Here is a 19,790-nt window from a genome sequence, read left to right as displayed (position 1 = left end):
ACTTATTGAGTACATGGATAGTGTCTTACGGTATATATTCAATATTACTTATTAACAATATTGTAGCGTGAATTTTTCTTATTAAAGCGATAATTGACACTCACTTCCGGTCTAATACTATAACAATTTAGACTAATTTGGGAACCATCCTTCTCTATATTTTGAAAAATAGTTGTCATATAAAAACCAAAGTTACAGTTATTTAACTGCGGGTTGATAACCTGAATTATCTCACCATTTTTCTTATCAACAACATTCACTTTATTAATTACAATACCTTTAATACCCATCTCATAAATACCAATAAAACTATGTCGCTTAGTCTGTCCCCAGAATGGAATATCAAGCTCTTCAGACGCTCCAGTTACCACATCATCACTCAACCTGACCATTTCCTTTAAATTCACTTGCAATACTGACCGTTCATTACGCCACTCACCCGATAAACCCGAAGTGTTCCGCGTTAATCTGAAAGGGCATTTTGAAATATCATACTCCTCCCCCCTGAGCATATATTTATAAACATTTTCATCGTTAACAGCCTCACACAATATAATTGAATTCGATTCATTTATACCATATAAAGCAATAGGAGACCTGTGATTATCATAATAATAACTCCCCTCAACGTTTATATATTTACCGAAATCATAATACTGGAGTGACATATGCACAGGATATTTTTCAATATGACCTTTATAATTACTTACAACATATGGCATGCCTGTAGCATAAGCACTCAGACATAACGTAACAACACCAAAAACCGCCTTTATTGTAGTCATCTATTAACCTCGATTTTTAATTAAAAAGCATCTTTAAAAATGTCATTTAATTTAATTCGTCTAAAATGATTCCGTCGTTTTGCATAACTGTTTGTATTCAGATTCACTTTTGCTGTAATTTTATCTACTATTGCATCTGTATCTCCCTGATCGGCAAGCTCATAAAGTTTTTCACGAAGCCAGAAGTAAATGGCCGAACGTACACAGTAGATTCCTTCTTCAAGTAAAGAAGGATTATTTATAAAATCAACATTATCACCCCAGTATTCTTTATAGTAATCAGTGAACCCCTGATAATTATTTTTTCCAGTAAGATGAATACCTCCCCTGCCTCTGTAGGTACTGCCATCACCTGACGAAATATCTCTATTCCCTAATCTATTTGCATACACCCTATCAGCGATCGCAGTTTCATTTGCATGTTTTGTAATTCTTCCATTAACTTTTGTATATGAGTATTCTTTTGCTTCTACAGGATTAATTTTAAAATATCTGAAATTAGCCTTTAAACCTTCTTCGCTATAATTAAGACTTTCAACAGGACTGGCTGTACCACCCATTTCTTCTCTTATTTGCGCGAAGAAATGATTAACTCTTAATATGTTATCTAATTTATATTCACTTGCATGATTATTAATTTCATCTGCAATTTCCTGAAGAAAAAGACGTTTTGCAGGTGAATTTAACTCATTGAAGACGTAATAAAGCATGTCCAGAGTTATATGGATAGTACCTTTTTTATCCCTAAGCGCCTCCAGAAACACCACCGGATGCATATGCCAGACTTCCGGCCCCAGGCTCACTCCCTTGCCAGACAAGGCTTTCATCCACGTCATCCTGTCCAGAAACGTTTCCAGATATTTTTTCCATAACGGGGCGTCCCGGGTTAAGGTATCCAGATAATTTTTCCGCAGCGCATCACCCTTGTCGTAATACCATTCACTGGCATGCCTGACGATGATACGGTACAGATGGTCGCGGTAAGAGATATTATGTATCGCCTGAAGGTACTCCTGCTCCGAATAATAACCATCCCGGTTACTGTCAATCCTTTCCAGCAGCCACTGGTAGTTGTACTTGTTCAGGATGTGTGTGATGCGCGTTTCCTCCTGTGCTGCCTGGTATAAATGCTCCAGTATCCCCTTTACCATATTATCCGGCCGCCTGAAGCCATCAATCAGGTCAAAGTTCTCCGGCGCCTGATTCAGCGTCACAAATCCCAGTTCGCCCGGCGCATACTGCGCCACTTTCTGTACACTGGCCGCCGCTAACCAGCCCCCTTCCTGACGTATCTGAAAATAAGCCGCATCATGGTTATCCGGCAGTATCTTTCCCTGCACATCCGCACCCGGCACTTTTGTCAGAGTCACCACGCCCGATGTCCGGGTTTTCCGGCTGCCCGCAGCCATTCCCTGCTCGCCCTTTTCATACAGCGGCGCTTCTCTTTGCCAGGTCAGATACACCGGCGTATCCACCCCCACTCCGCCGGGGTTAGTGAGGAACTTTTCCATATCATCCATGCTCAGGCACTCGATATGCACCTGGTAGCGCGAAAGTTTGCCGTTTTCTTCCGGAAGCTGATAAAAGCCCATATGCCCGAGACCGTCTCCGGCACTGACCGGGACAGGTTGCGGTGGTACACACACGGTATTAAATCCCTGTTCACCACCCGATGCCGCTGGCACAACCGGGGTCAGGCTGTCGCCGTCTGATACCACCCACACCCGGTCGCCCTTCTTCAGTTTGTCCTTATCGCGACCGAGAGTCACCAGACTGAATGTCCGCGCCTCTTCATTCGGGTTCCCGCCCGGACGGGTAACCTGTTGGGCCGTGTTGCCAGGTTCGTAAGAGAGCGGAAAACCTGCCGCCAGTTTGCCCGCTTTGTTATTCTGCAGTACATCATCACGGCTCAGATAGTATGCCCAGTCCGTCCGTGAGGTACAGTTCACCACACCTTCCGGCTGAGCGGTACAGGCAGGTGCGCATTTTGCCCACCATGACGGAACAGGAACAGAATCCATTGCTTTCAGACTTCCCCGGTCTGACACCGTCCAGACTCTGGTTCCCGCCGGGAGTTCCTCTCCTTCTGCATTTCTCACCGCGGCTTTCAGCGTCACTTCGCTAAACTGGCGCTGGTCCCTGCTGCGGCTCACTGTATTGTCACCCAGCGTGACAGGGGTATCCTGTTCCAGTTTTCCCGCCACCCGCTTTGCCTGCACATCATCCGCACTGAGGTAATAACGCTGGACTCCCGCCACCTTTCTGTCTGAACTGCCGCCCGGCTGTTTATAAGCACTGTACGGTGCCAGGTGCATATACAGCGTGTAAAACGTCAGCCCGCTTGCTGTACTCTCTCCCGGCTGGAGATAGTGTTTTATCAGCACAAAGGAGTCTGAAAGCAGCAGTTTTTCATTACGCCAGTCAATCCCGGCACGTTCATAGCTCTCACATATCCGCCAGGCAACAATCTCACCATCCGCCATACAGCGAATAAACTGCTCGCCCTTATAAAGCTCACGGCAGTATTTACGCTCCTCTTCGCTGTCCGTGCTCAGGGCACACCAGGGCACCGTCGCATTGGTGATGTGAATACCCCCGTGCCACATCCCCTGACAGCCCACCAGATACAGGCCTGAGCTTTCCCCGGCGAGTACCGCCAGCAGCTCTTCCGCTGAGGAAAAGGGATGACCGTTTTTATTCGCGGGGACGGGAAAGCTGATTCCGGGCATCCTGGCAGTCATAATGGACCCTCCCTTTTATTCACTGCCCCATCCACTGGCTGGCACCAGACAGCCTGATATCTTCATGATGAAATTACCGGCGGAATCGTGTTTAATTTTGACCATCGTATTACGGGTGTGGTAAGTGTCAAGACATCACCCATGGTTAATTTAAGCCACCTGTTTTTCCCGTAGGTTTTTAGCGAAAACGCTATACAACAGGGAGTAGAAAAACTTCGCCAGCGCCCGGCAGGAGCACCTATAGCAGCCCTGCAGCGACCCGTTGCTGAAAACTTTGGCTAAAGGTCAACATGCCTGCTTGCTGGCTGGTTTGCATCACCCCCGTTAACTGATGGCTTTTCCCCTCACGGATCAGGTTGGCGACGGCGGGCGTGTTAATCAGCAGTTCATAGAGGGCCACGCGTCCTCCTGAGGTTGCTGGCAGTAATTTTTGTGCCACCACGGCACATAAACTACCCGCCAGCTGAGTACGGATCAGTGCCCGCTCCTGACTGGGGAAGACATCGGCCAGCCGTTCAACCGCCTGAGCCGCACCCCGGGTATGCAGTGTCGCCATCACCAGATGACCGGTCTCGGCGGCCGTCAGTGCCAGACGGATCGTTTCGCTATCACGTAACTCACCCAACAGGATAACATCGGGGTCCTGACGCAACGCGCCCCGCAGTGCAGAGGCAAAAGAGGGAGCATGTCCCCCGATTTCCCGCTGCTGGATCAGACAGCGATCGCTTTGGTGGATAAACTCGACTGGATCTTCCAGCGTCAGAATATGGCCATCCGTATGCCGATTAAGATGATCGACCATCGCCGCCAGTGTCGTTGATTTACCACTGCCAGTCGCCCCGGTCACCAGAATTAAGCCGCTCTCTTCATTTAACAGCTCCGGTAATGCCTGGGGCACGCCGAGTTCTGCCAGCCGGGGACAGTTTTCTGGCAGAATACGTAACACCAGCGAAATGCCCCGGGTATGAGAAAATGCGCTGACTCGCAAACGCTGTCCTCCAGCAAGCGTTAAGGCAAAATCCACCTGCCGGTTAGCCTGCCAGCATGCTAACTGTTGCTCATTGAGCCAGTGAGTTAGCCACTGCGCGAGATCGGGAGTATCAAAAGGCGCGGCTTCCAGTTTGCCTTGCCGACGCCAGCGTGCAGCTGTCGCATTGCACAGGTGTAGATCAGAGGCATTATGCTTTACACTAAGGGTTACGATTTCTTCCAGATCCATAACTTATCCTCAGAATATGAACGATATTGCATACAACCTGGCACAAATCAGGGACAAAATCTCAACAACCGCTGTACAGTGCGGCCGTGATCCAAAAGAAGTGACACTGCTTGCAGTCAGCAAAACGAAACCTGCGAGCATGATTGCAGAGGCTATTGCTGCCGGGCAACAGGCTTTTGGCGAAAACTATGTACAGGAGGGCATAGAAAAAATCCGCCATTTTCAGGCGCTCGGCGTCGGACATCTGCAGTGGCACTTTATTGGCCCGCTGCAATCCAACAAGAGTCGTCTGGTGGCAGAACATTTTGACTGGTGTCATACCGTCGATCGGCTGAAAATTGCCACCCGACTGAGTGAGCAGCGCCCGCAACATCTCTCAGCGCTTAATATTCTGATCCAGATAAATATTAGCGATGAACAGAGCAAATCGGGCATTCTGTTATCACAACTGGATACGCTGGCAGCCGCCGTTTCTGAACTACCCCATCTGCGGTTACGCGGGTTGATGGCCATCCCGGAACCCGAAGTAACCTATGATCGGCAGTTTGCCGTCGCGCAGAAAATGGCTCAGGCCTTTGCACGCCTGAAAACAGATTACCCACAGATCGACACGCTATCTCTGGGAATGTCAAATGATATGGCAGCGGCCATTGCCGCAGGCAGCACGATGGTACGTATTGGTACTGCGATCTTTGGTGCACGCGACTACAGCAAACCGAAAGGAATTTAAGGAAAACCATGAAGACGTTGACTTTTTTACTGCTAACCGTGATTGAGATTTACACCATGATCACGTTACTGCGGGTCTGGATGCAGTGGGCTCGCTGCGATTTTTATAACCCCTTTTCTCAGTTTGTTGTTAAAGCGACACAACCGATCGTCGGGCCACTGCGACGTTTCATTCCGGCGATAGGCCCTATTGATAGCGCCTCATTATTAATATCCTTTGTGTTATGTATCATAAAAGCGATCCTGCTATTTATGGTCATCACCCTGCAACCCCTGATCTGGATCTCGGCGCTGCTGATCCTGTTTAAGACTATCGGATTGCTGATATTCTGGGTTCTGCTGTTAATGGCACTAATGAGCTGGGTAAGCCAGGGACGCAGCCCGGTTGAGGTGGTATTTATTCAGTTAACTGAACCCTTGTTACGCCCTATCCGCAATCGGCTGCCAGCAACTGGTGGCCTCGATTTCTCACCGATGGTGCTGGTGTTGCTGTTGTATGTGCTGAATATGGGGATCACGGAATTATTACAGACCACCGGCGTTCTGCTACCCGGTATATGGCTGACCTCATGAGTGCGGTTGAAGTCTGTGATGACGGGCTCAGATTGCGCTTATATATCCAGCCCAAAGCCAGCCGTGACACGATCGTCGGACAACATGGTGATGAGATCAAAATCGCCATTACCGCTCCGCCGGTGGACGGTCAGGCCAATGCTCATCTGGTAAAATTCCTCGCCAGGCAGTTCCGGGTCGCCAGAAGTCAGGTACAAATAGAAAGAGGGGAAAACGGGCGTCACAAGCAGCTAAAAATCATTCAGCCGCAACAAATTCCGACACTCATCGCAACACTGATAAAATAGACAAGGTCGATCATGCAAAAAGTTGTTCTCGCCACCAGTAATCCGGGAAAAATTCGTGAGCTGGACTCACTGCTTGCCGCAGTGGGTATTGATATTGTTGCGCAAAGCGATCTCGGCGTCGATTCCGCCGAAGAGAACGGGCTGACCTTTATCGAAAATGCCCTTCTGAAAGCACGCCATGCGGCAGAAATCACCGGGTTGCCCGCCATTGCGGATGATTCCGGCCTGGCAGTCGCGGCATTAGGCGGCGCACCGGGGATCTATTCCGCGCGTTACGCCGGAGAAAACGCCAGCGACCAGCAAAATGTACAAAAACTGCTGACCGCCTTGCAGGATGTCCCGGACAACCAGCGTCAGGCACAATTTCACTGTGTTCTGGTCTATCTGCGCCATGCGTCTGATCCGGTTCCCATCGTCTGTCATGGCGTCTGGCAGGGCAGTATTACCCGTCAAATGAGCGGTAACGGTGGCTTTGGTTATGACCCGATTTTCTTCGTTCCCAGCGCCGGGAAAACAGCCGCCGAACTTAGCCGTGAAGAGAAAAGCGCCATCTCCCACCGTGGGCAGGCACTAAAACAGTTACTGGAAGCACTACGTCATGGCTGATTTGCCGCCGATCAGTCTCTATATTCATATTCCCTGGTGCGTACAGAAATGCCCCTACTGTGATTTCAACTCACATGGGCTAAAAGGCGAAATACCTGGCGATGAGTATGTTCAGCACCTGCTGAATGATCTGCGTGCGGATGTCGACTGGCTACAGGGGCGGCAAGTCAGCTCCATTTTTATCGGCGGCGGCACGCCGAGTCTGCTCACCGATATAGCGATCCAGACTTTGCTTGATGGTGTGCGCGCTACGCTCCCCCTTGCCGCCGATGCCGAGATCACGATGGAGGCCAATCCCGGCACCCTCGAGGCAGAGCGGTTTGTCGGCTATCAGCATGCAGGGGTGAATCGCCTCTCTATCGGGGTACAAAGTTTTAACGACAAAAAACTGCAACGTCTTGGCCGTATTCATGATGCTGCCGAAGCGAAACGGGCAGCATCGCTGGCCAGCCGTCTGGGATTGCGCAGTTTTAACCTCGATCTGATGCATGGTTTACCGGATCAATCTTGCGCTGAGGCACTGGATGATCTGCGTCAGGCGATCGATCTTCGTCCTCCCCACCTTTCGTGGTATCAGCTCACGATCGAACCGAATACCCTGTTCGGCTCACGACCGCCCCGATTGCCGGATGAAGATGAATTATGGGATATTTTTGCCCAGGGGCACCAATTGCTGATCACCGCAGGTTATCAGCAATATGAAACTTCTGCTTACGCCAGAGCGGGGTATCAGTGCCAGCACAATCTGAACTACTGGCGTTTTGGTGACTACCTCGGCATCGGCTGCGGCGCACATGCTAAGGTGACATTTGCCGATGGACAGATCCTGCGGGTCGCCAAAACGCGCCATCCCAGGGGCTATATGCGCGGAAATTATCGCCAGCGCCAGCACTATGTGACCACAGCAGATAAACCATTCGAATATTTTATGAATCGTTTTCGTTTGCTGGAAGCGGCACCGCGCGATGAATTTAGCCGCTATACCGGTCTTGATGAAAGCACCATCCGCCAGCAAATCGATACCGCTATCGCCCAGGGATATCTGACGGAACAGCCCCAGTCCTGGCAGATAACCGAGCAGGGTAAACTGTTTTTAAACACATTACTGACCCTGTTTCTGGCTGACGATGAGCCACGGAATCAATAGCAGACGACTATTTTAACGAGTTAACCAGCGCCTCACGGCGCTTTTCCAGCCGCGCGATACGCTGACAGACATCCTGACCAAACTGGCGAACATCAGCTTGCTGCTGATGCCACCCATTCTGAATCGCGGTTTGCAGATGAGCGAAGCGGCTAAGCATGCTCTTTAGCCCATTGCCCTCCCCTGTACCAGCAGCCTTGATTCCGGCGTCGTTAATGCTGTCCTGCAGCAGTCCGCCCATCGCCTGGTTAATCAATTGCTGACCATCGGCACGTATCTTATCAATAGCCTGATAGTGAAATGCCAGCCCCTCATGGCGATGTTCAATCACACGGTTAATTTGCATTTTAAGCTGGCTATCAAGCCGGGACAGGCGATCCTGCATCGTGCTGCTGTTACCTGCCTGTTGAGCTATGATCTCACTCAGCATCTGACGTCCCTTCTCCACCCGGCTGTGTATCCCGTCATCAACCCAGCGCAGGTTATGACGCAGTTCGCTCTGGTAATTTTGCGCCAGGGCATGTTGTGTGGCTGTCAGCGGGTATTGTTTGCCATTCCAGCTCAGATTGCCGTCCGGCATAATCAGCAGATCGCCATGTTCACCTTTCACCTGTACATGCTGCGGCGTCAGGATGATATCGTCACGTAACATGACCGGACACGGATAACGCGCCCAGGCGGGCAACAGGGTAAGAAAAAGAGATAGTGCCAGTAACCCACGGCAATACTTGCTGACCATTATTTGACCCTCTCAAACATTAAATCCCATACACCATGACCAAGACGATGGCCGCGCTGTTCAAATTTAGTTATCGGACGTGAGGGGGGACGCGGGACATAATCGTGGCTGACCGACTGATTACGGTATCCCTCCAGGGATGACATCACTGCCAGCATATGCACAGCATAAGCTTCCCAGTCTGTCGCCATATGGAAAATCCCTCCCAGCTTTAATTTACTTTTCACCAGTTCGGCAAACGGCGCCTGCACGATCCGCCGTTTATTATGCCGCGCTTTATGCCACGGATCAGGGAAAAAGAGCTGCACACAATTCAGCGAATTATCCGGGATCATCCTCTGCAAGACTTCGACCGCATCATGACACATCACGCGCAGATTCTGTACACTTTCCTGCTCAGCCAGCGCCAGGCATCCGCCGACGCCAGGTGAGTGAACCTCAATACCGAGAAAATTTTGTTCCGGCGCGGCTTTCGCCATTGTCACCAGCGAAGTCCCCATGCCAAAGCCGATCTCCAGTGTCACTGGCGCTTCACGACCAAACAGCGCCGGAAGATCGATAAAGGCATCGTTAAAGTCAACGCCGATCACAGGCCAAAGGGTCTCCAGCGCATATTGTTGTCCTTTCGTCAGGCGGCCCTGGCGACGGACAAAGCTACGAATACGGCGCAACGGGCGACCGTTTTGATCAAATTTGGCAGATATGACGTCGTTTTTCATAATCATTCAGTCTGTTAGTGAAAGTGGGCATTATCCAAAGTTACTTAAGGGATGCAAGGGTTTACACACCTGTTGTCATATGCTGCAATAACCACTCTATTATCGTTATTGCGGAGTTGTTGCGTTGACCTTTCCCGCCGTACAATTTTCAGCCCAGGTACTGGAGTGGTATGACAAATATGGGCGTAAAACCCTGCCCTGGCAAATCGACAAAACCCCTTATAAAGTCTGGCTCTCTGAAGTCATGTTGCAACAAACCCAGGTCGCCACGGTAATCCCCTATTTTGAGCGTTTTATCGCCCGTTTTCCGACGATCGCTGATCTCGCCGCCGCACCGCTTGATCACGTTCTGCACCTGTGGACTGGCCTCGGTTATTACGCCCGCGCCCGTAATTTACATCAGGCCGCCATCGAGATGGTGACCCTGCACAATGGTGAATTTCCACATGATTTCGCTGCCGTTGCCGCATTGCCCGGTATCGGTCGTTCCACCGCCGGGGCTATCTTATCGCTCTCGCTTGATCAGCACTACCCGATTCTTGATGGTAACGTCAAACGTGTGTTAGCCCGTTGCTATGCCATCGGCGGCTGGCCGGGGAAAAAAGAGGTCGAAAACCGCTTGTGGCAACTGAGCGAAGCCGTCACCCCGGTGCAGGGCGTGGCGCGCTTTAACCAGGCGATGATGGATCTCGGCGCGATGGTCTGTAGCCGCACCAGGCCGCAGTGTGAGATTTGCCCGTTAAAGCAGGAATGTATCGCCTGTGCCAGCGCTACCTGGTCTCAATATCCTGGCAAAAAACCGGCGCAGTCGATTCCACAACGCACAAGCTATTTTCTGTTAATACAACAGGGTAATGAGGTATTACTCTACCAGCGGCCACCCGCCGGTTTATGGGGTGGATTATTCTGTTTTCCACAGTTCAGCACTGAGCGTGAACTTGATCACTGGTTGCTTAGCCACCAGATAGAACGCCATAATTTACAGCAACTTACCGCCTTTCGTCATACTTTCAGCCATTTTCATCTGGATATTATTCCCGTATGGATAACCGTAAATTCATTTCGCACATGTATGGATGAAAACGGCGCGCTCTGGTATAACTTAGCCCAGCCACCGTCGGTGGGATTAGCGGCACCTGTAGAACGCCTGTTGCAACAGTTGCAGACCGGTCAGCCTGCATAGCGCGGAGTGAAAAAGAAGGCAATCCATGAGCAGAACCATTTTTTGTACTTTCCTGCAACGCGAAGCGAAGGGGCAGGATTTTCAGCTATATCCCGGTGAGCTGGGAAAACGAATCTATAATGAAATATCGCAAGAGGCGTGGGCCCAATGGCAGCATAAGCAAACGATGCTGATTAACGAGAAAAAGCTCAATATGATCAATAGCGAACACCGCAAACTGCTGGAGCAGGAGATGATTAACTTCCTGTTCGAAGGTAAAGATGTGCATATCGAAGGTTATACACCGCCAGAAAAATAGTCACCATCAGATAATTTTTTAGTATCAAGAAACAACGCACTGTTCTGGAATGATGAAAAAATATTTAGCGTTCGCGCTGATTGCGATTTTACTTGCCTCGTGTTCCAGCTCCAATAAACAAGATGTCGTGGATACGGTAGCCGAAGAAAAAGATACCAATGCCTTTGATATCCTGATGGGGCAGTTCGCCCATAACATTGAAAACATCTGGGGCTATAACGAGCTACTGCTCGCAGGGCCGAAAGACTACGTTAAATACATCGATCAGTACCAGACCCGCAGCCATATTAATTTTGTCAAAGGCACCATCACGGTTGAGACCATCGCCGGCATCAACCCGATGGGTCAGTTACGTCAGGCGATTATCAAAACCCTGATGATGGGCGATGATCCCGGTTCGATTGATCTCTACTCTGACGTTGATGATATTCAGATTTCCAAAGAACCCTTCCTCTATGGCCAGGTGGTGGATAATACCGGCCAACCCATCCGCTGGGAGGGGCGTGCGGCAAACTTTGCCGATTATCTGCTGAGAACACACCTGCAACGCCGCAAAAGTGGCCTGCGGATTATCTATAGTATTACCATCAAACTGGTCCCGAACCACCTTGATAAGCGCGCGCATAAATATCTCGCGATGGTGCGCCAGGCTTCCAGTAAATACAGGATCGATGAATCGCTTATTCTTGCCATCATGCAAACGGAATCTTCGTTTAATCCTTATGCCGTCAGCCGTGCTGATGCGCTGGGGTTGATGCAGATTGTCCAGCATAGCGCCGGGAAAGATGTTTTCCGCGCCCAGGGGAAAGCCGGATTGCCGGATCGCAGCTATCTGTTCGATCCCGAAAAAAATATTGATACCGGCACCGCCTACCTGGCGATACTGAATGACACTTATCTCTCGGCGATCAATAACCCGACCTCGCGTCGCTATGCGATCATCACCGCTTATAATGGCGGTGCCGGTAGTGTATTGCGGGTTTTTTCTCAGGATAAAGCAAAAGCGGCGGAGATCATTAACAGCATGGAGCCAGGCGATGTTTACACCAAGCTTATCAACCAGCACCCTTCAGAAGAGTCGCGTCGCTATCTTTATAAGGTGAATACCGCCCAAAAATCGTATCGCCGGAAATAACGGTGAGGTATTCAATATGTTGATCATCTCAAACATCATATTCGCGCTCAATAAAAGTACCGATGATCCTGTCATGCGTCTCAACAGATTTTGAGTACTCCAGCGTCTTACGATTCTGTCGCTGCAAATTCAGGTTTTCCCGTTCAATCCGCTGCGTGTAAAGCTTACCCCTGATATGTTTTTTATCCGGCAGTATGACATATACCCTGAAGTTATCGGTACACCAGAAGGCTACACATCGCGGTGCGATTTTTTTAAAGTGCGAACCACGGTATTGATGCTGATATGCAGAGTCCATGACCAAAATGGTAAGTAAAATAGCTTCATGAGCCAGACGTTAAATCTGGCCGCCAACGCCTTTAAACTTTTCAATAAAGGCACTTATCTTTTGAAAAACGGCCTGTTTTTTGGTTTTGTACTGCGGATTTAATGGACTCAGTTTCGGCAGCGCATCATTCAGTGCGGTGCCATTTTCCGTGGCATATTCTCGTTTCAGCGAGGTTCTGATATAGCGTCTGGCAGCCTCATCATTCAGGTTTTCTTCCCTGATTAAGGTATCCGCTTCATGCCGCTGGACCTGCTGGGCAAAGGTGTAGAACGCTTCAATAATCCCCTCTTTATCCGCCATCTCATCAAGGTTACTCTGCTCGATAAAATTGACGATCAACCCCTCTTTTGCCCGGTTGTCGACACTGGCACGGATTAACCGCTTCACTTCATCCTGCAGAGTGGCTTTATCGGTATGCTTTTGATGGTAGTCGTAAATCAGTCCCAGAATATAATCGAGGTTAATCTCCTGTGATTTCAGTAAATCTACCTCAAAGACCACGTCATCCCAGTCAACGGTATGGCTCTCTTTTTTACTGGCTTCACGTTCACGGTGCTGCCATTCGCGGATATCGTGGTAGCAGGAACGATAGTCCTGAATTTTACGCTCAGCCGGTAAGCGGATGACCTGTAACCGGGCAAATTGTTGATCGTCCAGATAGTGTTCGGCTTTAAACGCGGCCGTGGCGACAGGATCGCTGAGGTCAACGGTTTGCAGGGCTTTTAGGGTGGTAAATTCATCGTAGTTTTGCAGTATGTTCTCTGCCCGCAGGTATTCGCCAAACAGTTTGACAAAGGCTTTTTTCTCTTTTTCGGATTGAATCTCTGCAGGATCAGGAAAGCGGGTCTCCAGTTCACTCACAATATCGATAAAACCGCGTCTTGCCTCGCCGGTCAGGGTGTCGGTAAAGCCGTTCATGTATTCGCTGTAGCTTTTTTCCATCACCACACTGCGGGTATTGCTTTTTCCGAACAGCGTGATGGCATCGATGGTGTCCTGCTCTAAGTCACGGAAGGTGACAATATTACCGAAGGTCTTGGTGGCATTGTAAATCCGGTTAGTGCGGGAAAAAGCCTGCATCAGCCCGTGGTAGCGCAGGTTCTTGTCGACAAATAGCGTATTGAGTGTCGGGGCATCAAAGCCGGTCAGGAACATACCGACCACGATCAGCAAATCAACTTGTTGCTCCTTAACTCGTTTCGCCAGGTCGCGGTAGTAGTTTTGAAAACTGTTGCCATCGGTACTGAAATTGGTTTTAAAGATAGCGTTATAATCGCTAATCGCTGAGGCGAGAAACTCCTTTGCACTGCTGTTCATCGCCGTCACATCAAAGCTTTCGTCACGGATATCGCCGACCGCATCCTGCTCTTCATTGGCAGCAAAAGAGAAGATGGTGGCTACCGTCAATGGCCTGTAACGGCTATCCTGCGCCACCATTTCCTGCTGGATATCGCGAAAAGCTTCATAATAGGCTTTTGCTGCCTCGACACTGCTGACGGCAAACATCGCATTGAAACCGGTGGTAGCGGAAAAGGCACGGTGGGTTTTCTGGCGGAAGTTTTTCAGGATATAGTGCGTGACTTCGCTAATCCGCATCGGGTGCAGCAGGGCCTGTCTGTTTTCAGCGGCATTGAGCTTTTTCTCATCACTTTCTCTTTCCAGTGCTTTAAACTGCGGACGGACATCATTGTAATCGACCTTAAATTTCAGCACTTTTTCATCACGAATGGCGTCGGTGATGATATAAGCGTGCAGCTCAGTGCCGAAAACCGTTGACGTATCTTCAGTCCCCAGCGCATTTTTACCGGCAAAAATAGGGGTGCCAGTAAAACCGAACTGATAAAAATATCTGAATTTCTTTGTCAGGTTCTTCTGTGCTTCACCGAACTGACTGCGGTGGCACTCATCGAAAATAAAGACCACCTGTTGCTGATAGACCGGTAAATCAGCTTCCGCTTTGATCAGATTGTTCAGCTTCTGAATGGTGGTGACAATAATTTTGTTATCGTTTTTCTCCAGGTTTCTTTTCAGGGCTGTCGTATTGTCAGAACCATTAACGCTGTCCGGCGAGAAGCGCTGGTACTCTTTCATGGTCTGGTAATCAAGGTCTTTCCGGTCTACGACAAAAAAGACTTTATCGATGAAGTCCAGTTCGGTTGCCAGACGAGCAGCCTTAAAGCTGGTCAGGGTTTTACCTGATCCAGTGGTGTGCCAGATATATCCCCCGCTTTCCGGTTTTGACCAGTTCTTTGCTTTAAAGGAGCTATTAATTTTCCAGATGATCCGCTCAGTGGCGGCGATCTGATAGGGGCGCATCACCAGCAGTGTCTGATTACTGTCAAACACGCTGTAATTAAACAGCACATTGAGCAGGGTATGCTTCTGCAAAAACGTGGCCGTAAAATCCTTGAGGTCTTTAATCAGCGTGTTATCAGACTTCGCCCAGTTCATGGTGAAATCGAAACTGTTCTTATCCCTTTTGGTGGTATTGGCAAAATAGCGGCTATCGGTGCCGTTAGAAATGACAAACAGTTGCAGATATTTATAAAGAGAGTGGTCACTGTTAAAGCTCTCCTTGCTGTAACGGTGTATCTGATTAAAGGCTTCACGTATCGCAACACCGCGCTTTTTCAACTCGATTTGCACCAGCGGCAGACCATTCACCAGCAGGGTGACATCGTAGCGATTGGCATGGCTACCCGTTTGTTCAAACTGCCTGATCACCTGCAATTTATTGCGAAAAATATTTTTTTTGTCCAGCAGATAGATGTTCTGAATACGGCCATCGTCAAAGACGAAATCATGCACATAATCGTCATGAATTTTACGCGCTTTCTCGACAACACCTTCGCTGGCGTTGTCCATCCAGCTGTCAACAAAGCGATGCCATTCAGCATCGAGAAAGGTGACATTGTTAAGGGTTTGCAACTGTTGCCTGACATTCGCAAGCATCGCGCTGCTGTTGTTCAGGACGGGCAGGTATTCATAGCCCTGGTTAACCAGATCCTGGATCAGCTCACGTTCCAGATCACTTTCGCTTTGATAGCTCGCGCTGAGCTGCCATTGCGGGCTGTATTTATCCAGCACGATGAAATGATTGGTTTCCGCAATCGGTGTGGTGATCTCACTCATTTTTTTGTCCTTGTTGCCAGAAGCCACAGTTGCTCTTCAGGTGATCGAGTAACAGTTTGACCGTCGCCTTCTCCGCTGGCGTTGGCGTGGCAACCGCTTCATTCGATAGCGTGCTGTGACTGGTGAAATTGATGATTCTGCTCAGATAAAGCTGCTTGTCGTCAGGCAACAGTTCAGACCATTTCGGGTAACCAAGAAAACTGGCTGTTTTCTCATAAAGATTGCGCAGTAACATAAAGTGATATCTTTCAATATGGTTGTCCGCAATCGCCTGTTCGATTGTCTGCTTCAGATGGAGATGGTAGGAAAAACGTTTGTTAGCATCCCCCTTTTTTTCGCTCAGGGTAAATGTGCCATCTTCACATTGCTCCAGCATGTAGCAGGTTTTACTGTTCAGCTCATTGAACAGGACATTATAAAATGCCGGGCTATGGGTGGTGATAATGAACTTCAGATCAGATTCGCTCGATTTGATCAGTTCGGCAAGATTAACCGCCAGCTCAATCAAATGGTTATCATCAAGAGAGCTGACGGGATCATCAATGAATACATATTGCAGTTGATCAAATGCGCGGGTTTCGCGCGCATCCGGCTCGGCAACATTGAGAATGGTGACCACTTGATCCAGCAAGGTGTAAAAGAGACTCCAGATAAAGTTGCTTTCTTCACCTTTGGATAGCTTGATATGGGCGGAACGCTCATCGTTGCCGCGCGCGAGGGAAAAAGTGATTTCGCTAAAATCGGCATTGAAGTGTGGCGTTAGCTTGTCGTTGGTATAGCGCTGGAAATAACGAGCAATATTGCCATCCTGGCCCAAATCTTTAAGCAATGTCAGCAACCAGTTGGTATAGGAATTAGGCTGCACCTTTAGCTTCGGCTCGGCATCTTGCTGCAGATCGTTATCCCAGTAAAACAGATCCTCGGTAAAAGCATTGTAATAGATGATTTTTTTATGCGATACGTCAGCCTGATGCGTACCCTGGGAGTGATTCCCTTTAGGCGCAATCAGTTGCGTGAAATAGCGCGAAAGGCGTGTCTTCCCTGTGCCATTAAAAGCGTAGATGAGCTGCACTTTTGGCACCGCCTTGATCTCTTCCACCTGGCTGGTTTTTCCAGCAACCGTTTTTCTGACTTTTTCAGGAGTGCTTAGCTGCCGGGCGATTTCCTCAAGTGTCTTGCTCATATTATGCCTCTGCCACTTCCGGCTTCGGGAAGCTAAATAACATATCCCGGTAATATTCGTACTGTTTCTGGCGTAGCTCGATTTCGCGGGGCAGACCTTCGGTGATGGAGTGGGTCAGGGTGTCGAATTTGTCGAGGATACTAACAATTCTATCTTGTTCTGTTAATGACTTTTTCGGGTTTTCTGGATAAGGCACAGGAATTGATATTTTTGAAAAACCACTAATTAATAATGTATTCACTTTTGTTCTGGCAACATATTTTGCTTTTTCGGTAATAAATGATGAAGTTTGCATGCAATAGGAAACAAACTTTGGATTCATTGAATGTCGGAAAGCATAACAGTGATCGTGAATAGCAACTTTTTCATCTCCAATCCATGCAACCGCTTTACCAACATCTTCAACAGTCTCTCCCACGTCAGTTATAACAACATCACCTGGCTCAGCGTAACGTAGTGACTTTTCCATATCAGCCCTAACTTGCGAGAACGAAGCGGCAGCATAGACACCGAAACGAGTATATATTTCACCATAGTGAATGACACCGATGCCTTTTTTCACATAGTCAGCTTTAGTAAAGCGCTTTCCACGAATAAACTTACCAATGTCACCTAATGCCTTCCACTCAACCGCCCCTTCATCAAAACTCAGCAACTGATCGCGATAGTAGTTGTACTGTTTTTTACGCATGATAAGCTCAGCGGTAAGCTCAGCGGTAAGCTCAGCGGTAAGGGCGCTAAATGTATCCAGAATCCGAACAATTTCAGACTGGATGGCAAGGGATTTTTCCGTATCGTCCGGACAGGGGATTGGGACTTTATATGCTGAAATCATTTGTAAATTCAGTCCACCACGACCACTGTTTCCAGATGATATTTGACGCAGGCTCTCATACTGGATTTCTAAAAAATAGAATATATAATCAGAATTAATTTTTTTTTCATCAAATGTAAGTGCTGCAAGTGATTGATTAGTAGCTAATGTAATGCGGATTCTTGCTACTTTACCACGAGTTTTTCCCTGCCCTGCTAAGGCCATAACAATAGAGTTTTTAGGGACTAACTTAGCACTTGAGTTATTTAATCCGACCTCAGTAATGTATTTCTCAGTTTCTTTAATGGTTTTTAAATTCACCTCTCCTGAACTCATCCAAGGGACTGTTCCGCCTTCCCAATATTCTGTTTTTTTAGTATCAGGTGTACCGCCAGAGTAAATTTTTTCTGCAACCTCACCGAGGGTTTTCCACTCAACCTCAACCCCATCCAGCAATTTATCCAGATAACTCAACGTGCTCATTGCTGCCCCTTACTACTATCTTTACTTTCACTACCTTCAATCTCTGCCACAATCGCATCAATCTCTTTACGTAACTGGTCGATTTTGCTGACGGTGGTTTTCAGCTCCGCATTCAGCTCACCGATATCGATGATTTCACGGTTATCTTTCGCTTCTACATAGCTGCTGACAGACAGGTTGTAATCACTGGCGGCAATCTTTTCAAAGGCCACGGATTTCGCCAGATGATCAACATCGGCTTTGCTGCTGAACAGCTGCATAATCTGAGCGATATGCTCATCGGTCAGAATGTTGTTATTGGTCTCTTTCTTAAACAGCTCGCTGGCATCAATAAACTGAATGTGGCTATCGGTCTTATGTTTTGACAGCACCAGAATGTTAACCGCAATGGTGGTGCCAAAGAACAGATTCGGTGCCAGTGATATCACCGTTTCAATATAATTGTTATCAACCAGATACTGACGGATTTTCTGCTCCGCTCCCCCGCGGTAGAAAATACCGGGAAAGCAGACTATCGCCGCGCGGCCTTTAGCAGAGAGATAGCTCAGCGCATGCAGCACAAAAGCAAAATCGGCTTTCGACTTCGGCGCCAGTATCCCCGCCGGGGCAAAACGCTCATCGTTAATCAGTGTCGGGTCGTCACTGCCGGTCCATTTCACGGAATAAGGCGGGTTCGAAACAATAGCATCAAAGGGTCTTTCATCACCGAAATAGGGGTCAGTCAGGGTATTGCCAAGCCGGATATCAAATTTGTCGTAGTTGATATTGTGCAGAAACATGTTCATCCGCGCCAGGTTGAAGGTGGTATGGTTAATCTCCTGACCGAAAAAACCCTCCTCAATCAGATGGTCATCAAACTGCTTTTTGGCCTGCAGCAGCAGTGAGCCCGAGCCTGCCGCCGGATCATAGATTTTGTTGACATGCGTCTGTCCGTGGATGGCCAGTTGCGCAATCAGCTTCGAGACGTGCTGTGGCGTAAAGAACTCGCCGCCAGATTTACCGGCATTCGCTGCATAATTAGAGATCAGGAACTCATAGGCATCGCCAAACAGGTCAATCTGATGATCGTCAAAGTTGCCTAGTTTTAAGCCTTCGACACCTTTCAATACGGCGGTAAGACGGCTGTTTTTATCTTTAACCGTATTCCCCAGACGGTTACTGGTGGTATCAAAATCAGCAAACAGACCTTTGATATCCGCTTCCGATGGATAACCATACGCAGAACTTTCAATGGCGACAAAGATGCTGTTTAAATCCGCGTTCAGCCTGTCGTTGGTATGCGCTTTAGCGACGACATTGCAGAAAAGCTGGCTCGGATAAATAAAATAGCCTTTGGTTTTGATGGCATCATCTTTGATTTCGTCGGTAATGATACTGTCATCCAACGCAGCATAGTGGACGCTGTCATCACCGGCTTCGATGTAGCTGGAGAAGTTTTCACTGATAAAGCGGTAAAAAAGCGCACCGAGGACATACTGTTTGAAATCCCATCCATCTACCGAGCCTCTGACTTCATTGGCGATTTGCCAGATTTGGCGGTGTAGTTCTGCACGCTGTTGAAAGCTTGTCATTCTTTATCCTGTGTTCGGTTCTTAGCAACGGCTGTTAACAGGATTTTATCGCAATTTATTCATCATGGCTGTAGCTGTATTCACATCGCGGGGTAAATCGCTTCATGGTGGAAGATAAGCG

At 48.4% G+C, this 19,790-nt stretch carries 18 protein-coding genes; 8 read left to right on the top strand and 10 right to left on the bottom strand.

Annotated elements, in window-relative coordinates:
• Positions 1 to 44: 44 nt before the first annotated feature.
• The 3 genes from PT300_08030 to PT300_08020 all read right to left on the bottom strand — a co-directional run bounded on the left by PT300_08030 (position 45) and on the right by PT300_08020 (position 4,745).
• Entirely contained in the window at positions 45 to 785 is a 741-nt protein-coding gene (locus PT300_08030; GenBank protein MDF7680541.1) for a hypothetical protein, read from the bottom strand.
• Positions 786 to 805: 20 nt separating this feature from the next.
• Entirely contained in the window at positions 806 to 3,526 is a 2,721-nt protein-coding gene (locus PT300_08025; protein MDF7680540.1) for a hypothetical protein, read from the bottom strand.
• Between the two features lie 238 nt (positions 3,527 to 3,764).
• Positions 3,765 to 4,745 (bottom strand): type IV pilus twitching motility protein PilT, encoded by a 981-nt coding sequence (locus PT300_08020; GenBank protein MDF7680539.1) that lies wholly within the window; start codon positions 4,743 to 4,745, stop codon positions 3,765 to 3,767.
• 16 nt (positions 4,746 to 4,761) lie between these two features.
• On the opposite strand from PT300_08020, the gene PT300_08015 reads away from it, so the two are divergent.
• From PT300_08015 to hemW, 5 genes are read left to right on the top strand one after another with little or no spacing between them, the layout of a single operon-like run.
• Entirely contained in the window at positions 4,762 to 5,475 is a 714-nt protein-coding gene (locus PT300_08015) for a YggS family pyridoxal phosphate-dependent enzyme (protein ID MDF7680538.1), read from the top strand.
• Between the two features lie 8 nt (positions 5,476 to 5,483).
• Positions 5,484 to 6,047 carry a YggT family protein gene (locus PT300_08010; protein MDF7680537.1) on the top strand — a complete coding sequence of 188 codons (564 nt, stop codon included), beginning with the start codon at positions 5,484 to 5,486 and terminating at the stop codon, positions 6,045 to 6,047.
• Positions 6,044 to 6,334: a DUF167 family protein YggU gene (gene yggU, locus PT300_08005; protein ID MDF7680536.1), complete on the top strand. Its 291-nt coding sequence runs from the start codon at positions 6,044 to 6,046 to the stop codon at positions 6,332 to 6,334. The genes PT300_08010 and yggU overlap by 4 nt, the downstream gene beginning before the upstream one ends.
• 12 nt (positions 6,335 to 6,346) lie before the next feature.
• Positions 6,347 to 6,940 carry an XTP/dITP diphosphatase gene (locus PT300_08000; protein MDF7680535.1) on the top strand — a complete coding sequence of 198 codons (594 nt, stop codon included), beginning with the start codon at positions 6,347 to 6,349 and terminating at the stop codon, positions 6,938 to 6,940.
• Complete coding sequence (hemW, locus tag PT300_07995; protein ID MDF7680534.1) at positions 6,933 to 8,087, top strand: radical SAM family heme chaperone HemW; 1,155 nt, start codon at positions 6,933 to 6,935, stop codon at positions 8,085 to 8,087. Before PT300_08000 ends, hemW begins: the two co-directional genes overlap by 8 nt.
• Positions 8,088 to 8,094: 7 nt before the next feature.
• Here hemW and PT300_07990 read toward each other — a convergent pair whose 3' ends face one another.
• Positions 8,095 to 8,823: a DUF2884 family protein gene (locus PT300_07990; protein MDF7680533.1), complete on the bottom strand. Its 729-nt coding sequence runs from the start codon at positions 8,821 to 8,823 to the stop codon at positions 8,095 to 8,097.
• Positions 8,823 to 9,542, bottom strand: coding sequence for a tRNA (guanosine(46)-N7)-methyltransferase TrmB (gene trmB / locus PT300_07985; GenBank protein MDF7680532.1), 720 nt, complete (start codon positions 9,540 to 9,542; stop codon positions 8,823 to 8,825). The genes PT300_07990 and trmB overlap by 1 nt, the downstream gene beginning before the upstream one ends.
• Before the next feature lie 124 nt (positions 9,543 to 9,666).
• Between trmB and mutY the strand changes: the two genes are divergently transcribed.
• From mutY to mltC, 3 genes are read left to right on the top strand one after another with little or no spacing between them, the layout of a single operon-like run.
• Positions 9,667 to 10,725, top strand: coding sequence for an A/G-specific adenine glycosylase (gene mutY, locus PT300_07980; protein ID MDF7680531.1), 1,059 nt, complete (start codon positions 9,667 to 9,669; stop codon positions 10,723 to 10,725).
• A gap of 25 nt (positions 10,726 to 10,750) precedes the next feature.
• Entirely contained in the window at positions 10,751 to 11,023 is a 273-nt protein-coding gene (locus PT300_07975; GenBank protein ID MDF7680530.1) for an oxidative damage protection protein, read from the top strand.
• Between the two features lie 52 nt (positions 11,024 to 11,075).
• Positions 11,076 to 12,158, top strand: coding sequence for a membrane-bound lytic murein transglycosylase MltC (mltC, locus tag PT300_07970; protein ID MDF7680529.1), 1,083 nt, complete (start codon positions 11,076 to 11,078; stop codon positions 12,156 to 12,158).
• A gap of 28 nt (positions 12,159 to 12,186) precedes the next feature.
• Here the strand turns inward: mltC and PT300_07965 are convergent, their stop codons facing one another.
• Genes PT300_07965 through PT300_07945 form a run of 5 tightly spaced genes read right to left on the bottom strand, consistent with a single transcriptional unit; the run spans position 12,187 to position 19,669 of the window.
• Positions 12,187 to 12,456, bottom strand: a complete 270-nt coding sequence (locus PT300_07965; protein ID MDF7680528.1) for an IS1 family transposase — start codon at positions 12,454 to 12,456, stop codon at positions 12,187 to 12,189.
• 39 nt (positions 12,457 to 12,495) lie between these two features.
• Positions 12,496 to 15,618: a type I restriction endonuclease subunit R gene (locus PT300_07960; protein ID MDF7680527.1), complete on the bottom strand. Its 3,123-nt coding sequence runs from the start codon at positions 15,616 to 15,618 to the stop codon at positions 12,496 to 12,498.
• Positions 15,611 to 16,801 (bottom strand): AAA family ATPase, encoded by a 1,191-nt coding sequence (locus PT300_07955; GenBank protein ID MDF7680526.1) that lies wholly within the window; start codon positions 16,799 to 16,801, stop codon positions 15,611 to 15,613. The genes PT300_07960 and PT300_07955 overlap by 8 nt, the downstream gene beginning before the upstream one ends.
• Before the next feature lies 1 nt (position 16,802).
• Complete coding sequence (locus tag PT300_07950; protein MDF7680525.1) at positions 16,803 to 18,098, bottom strand: restriction endonuclease subunit S; 1,296 nt, start codon at positions 18,096 to 18,098, stop codon at positions 16,803 to 16,805.
• Entirely contained in the window at positions 18,095 to 19,669 is a 1,575-nt protein-coding gene (locus PT300_07945; protein MDF7680524.1) for a type I restriction-modification system subunit M, read from the bottom strand. Before PT300_07945 ends, PT300_07950 begins: the two co-directional genes overlap by 4 nt.
• Positions 19,670 to 19,790 lie beyond the last annotated feature (121 nt).

This window comes from Enterobacteriaceae bacterium ESL0689, from assembly GCA_029433525.1.
Classification (GTDB): Bacteria; Pseudomonadota; Gammaproteobacteria; order Enterobacterales; family Enterobacteriaceae; genus JAQTIF01.
Note: the sequence above shows the minus strand (reverse complement) of the source record. Positions and strands in the feature narration are given on the sequence as shown.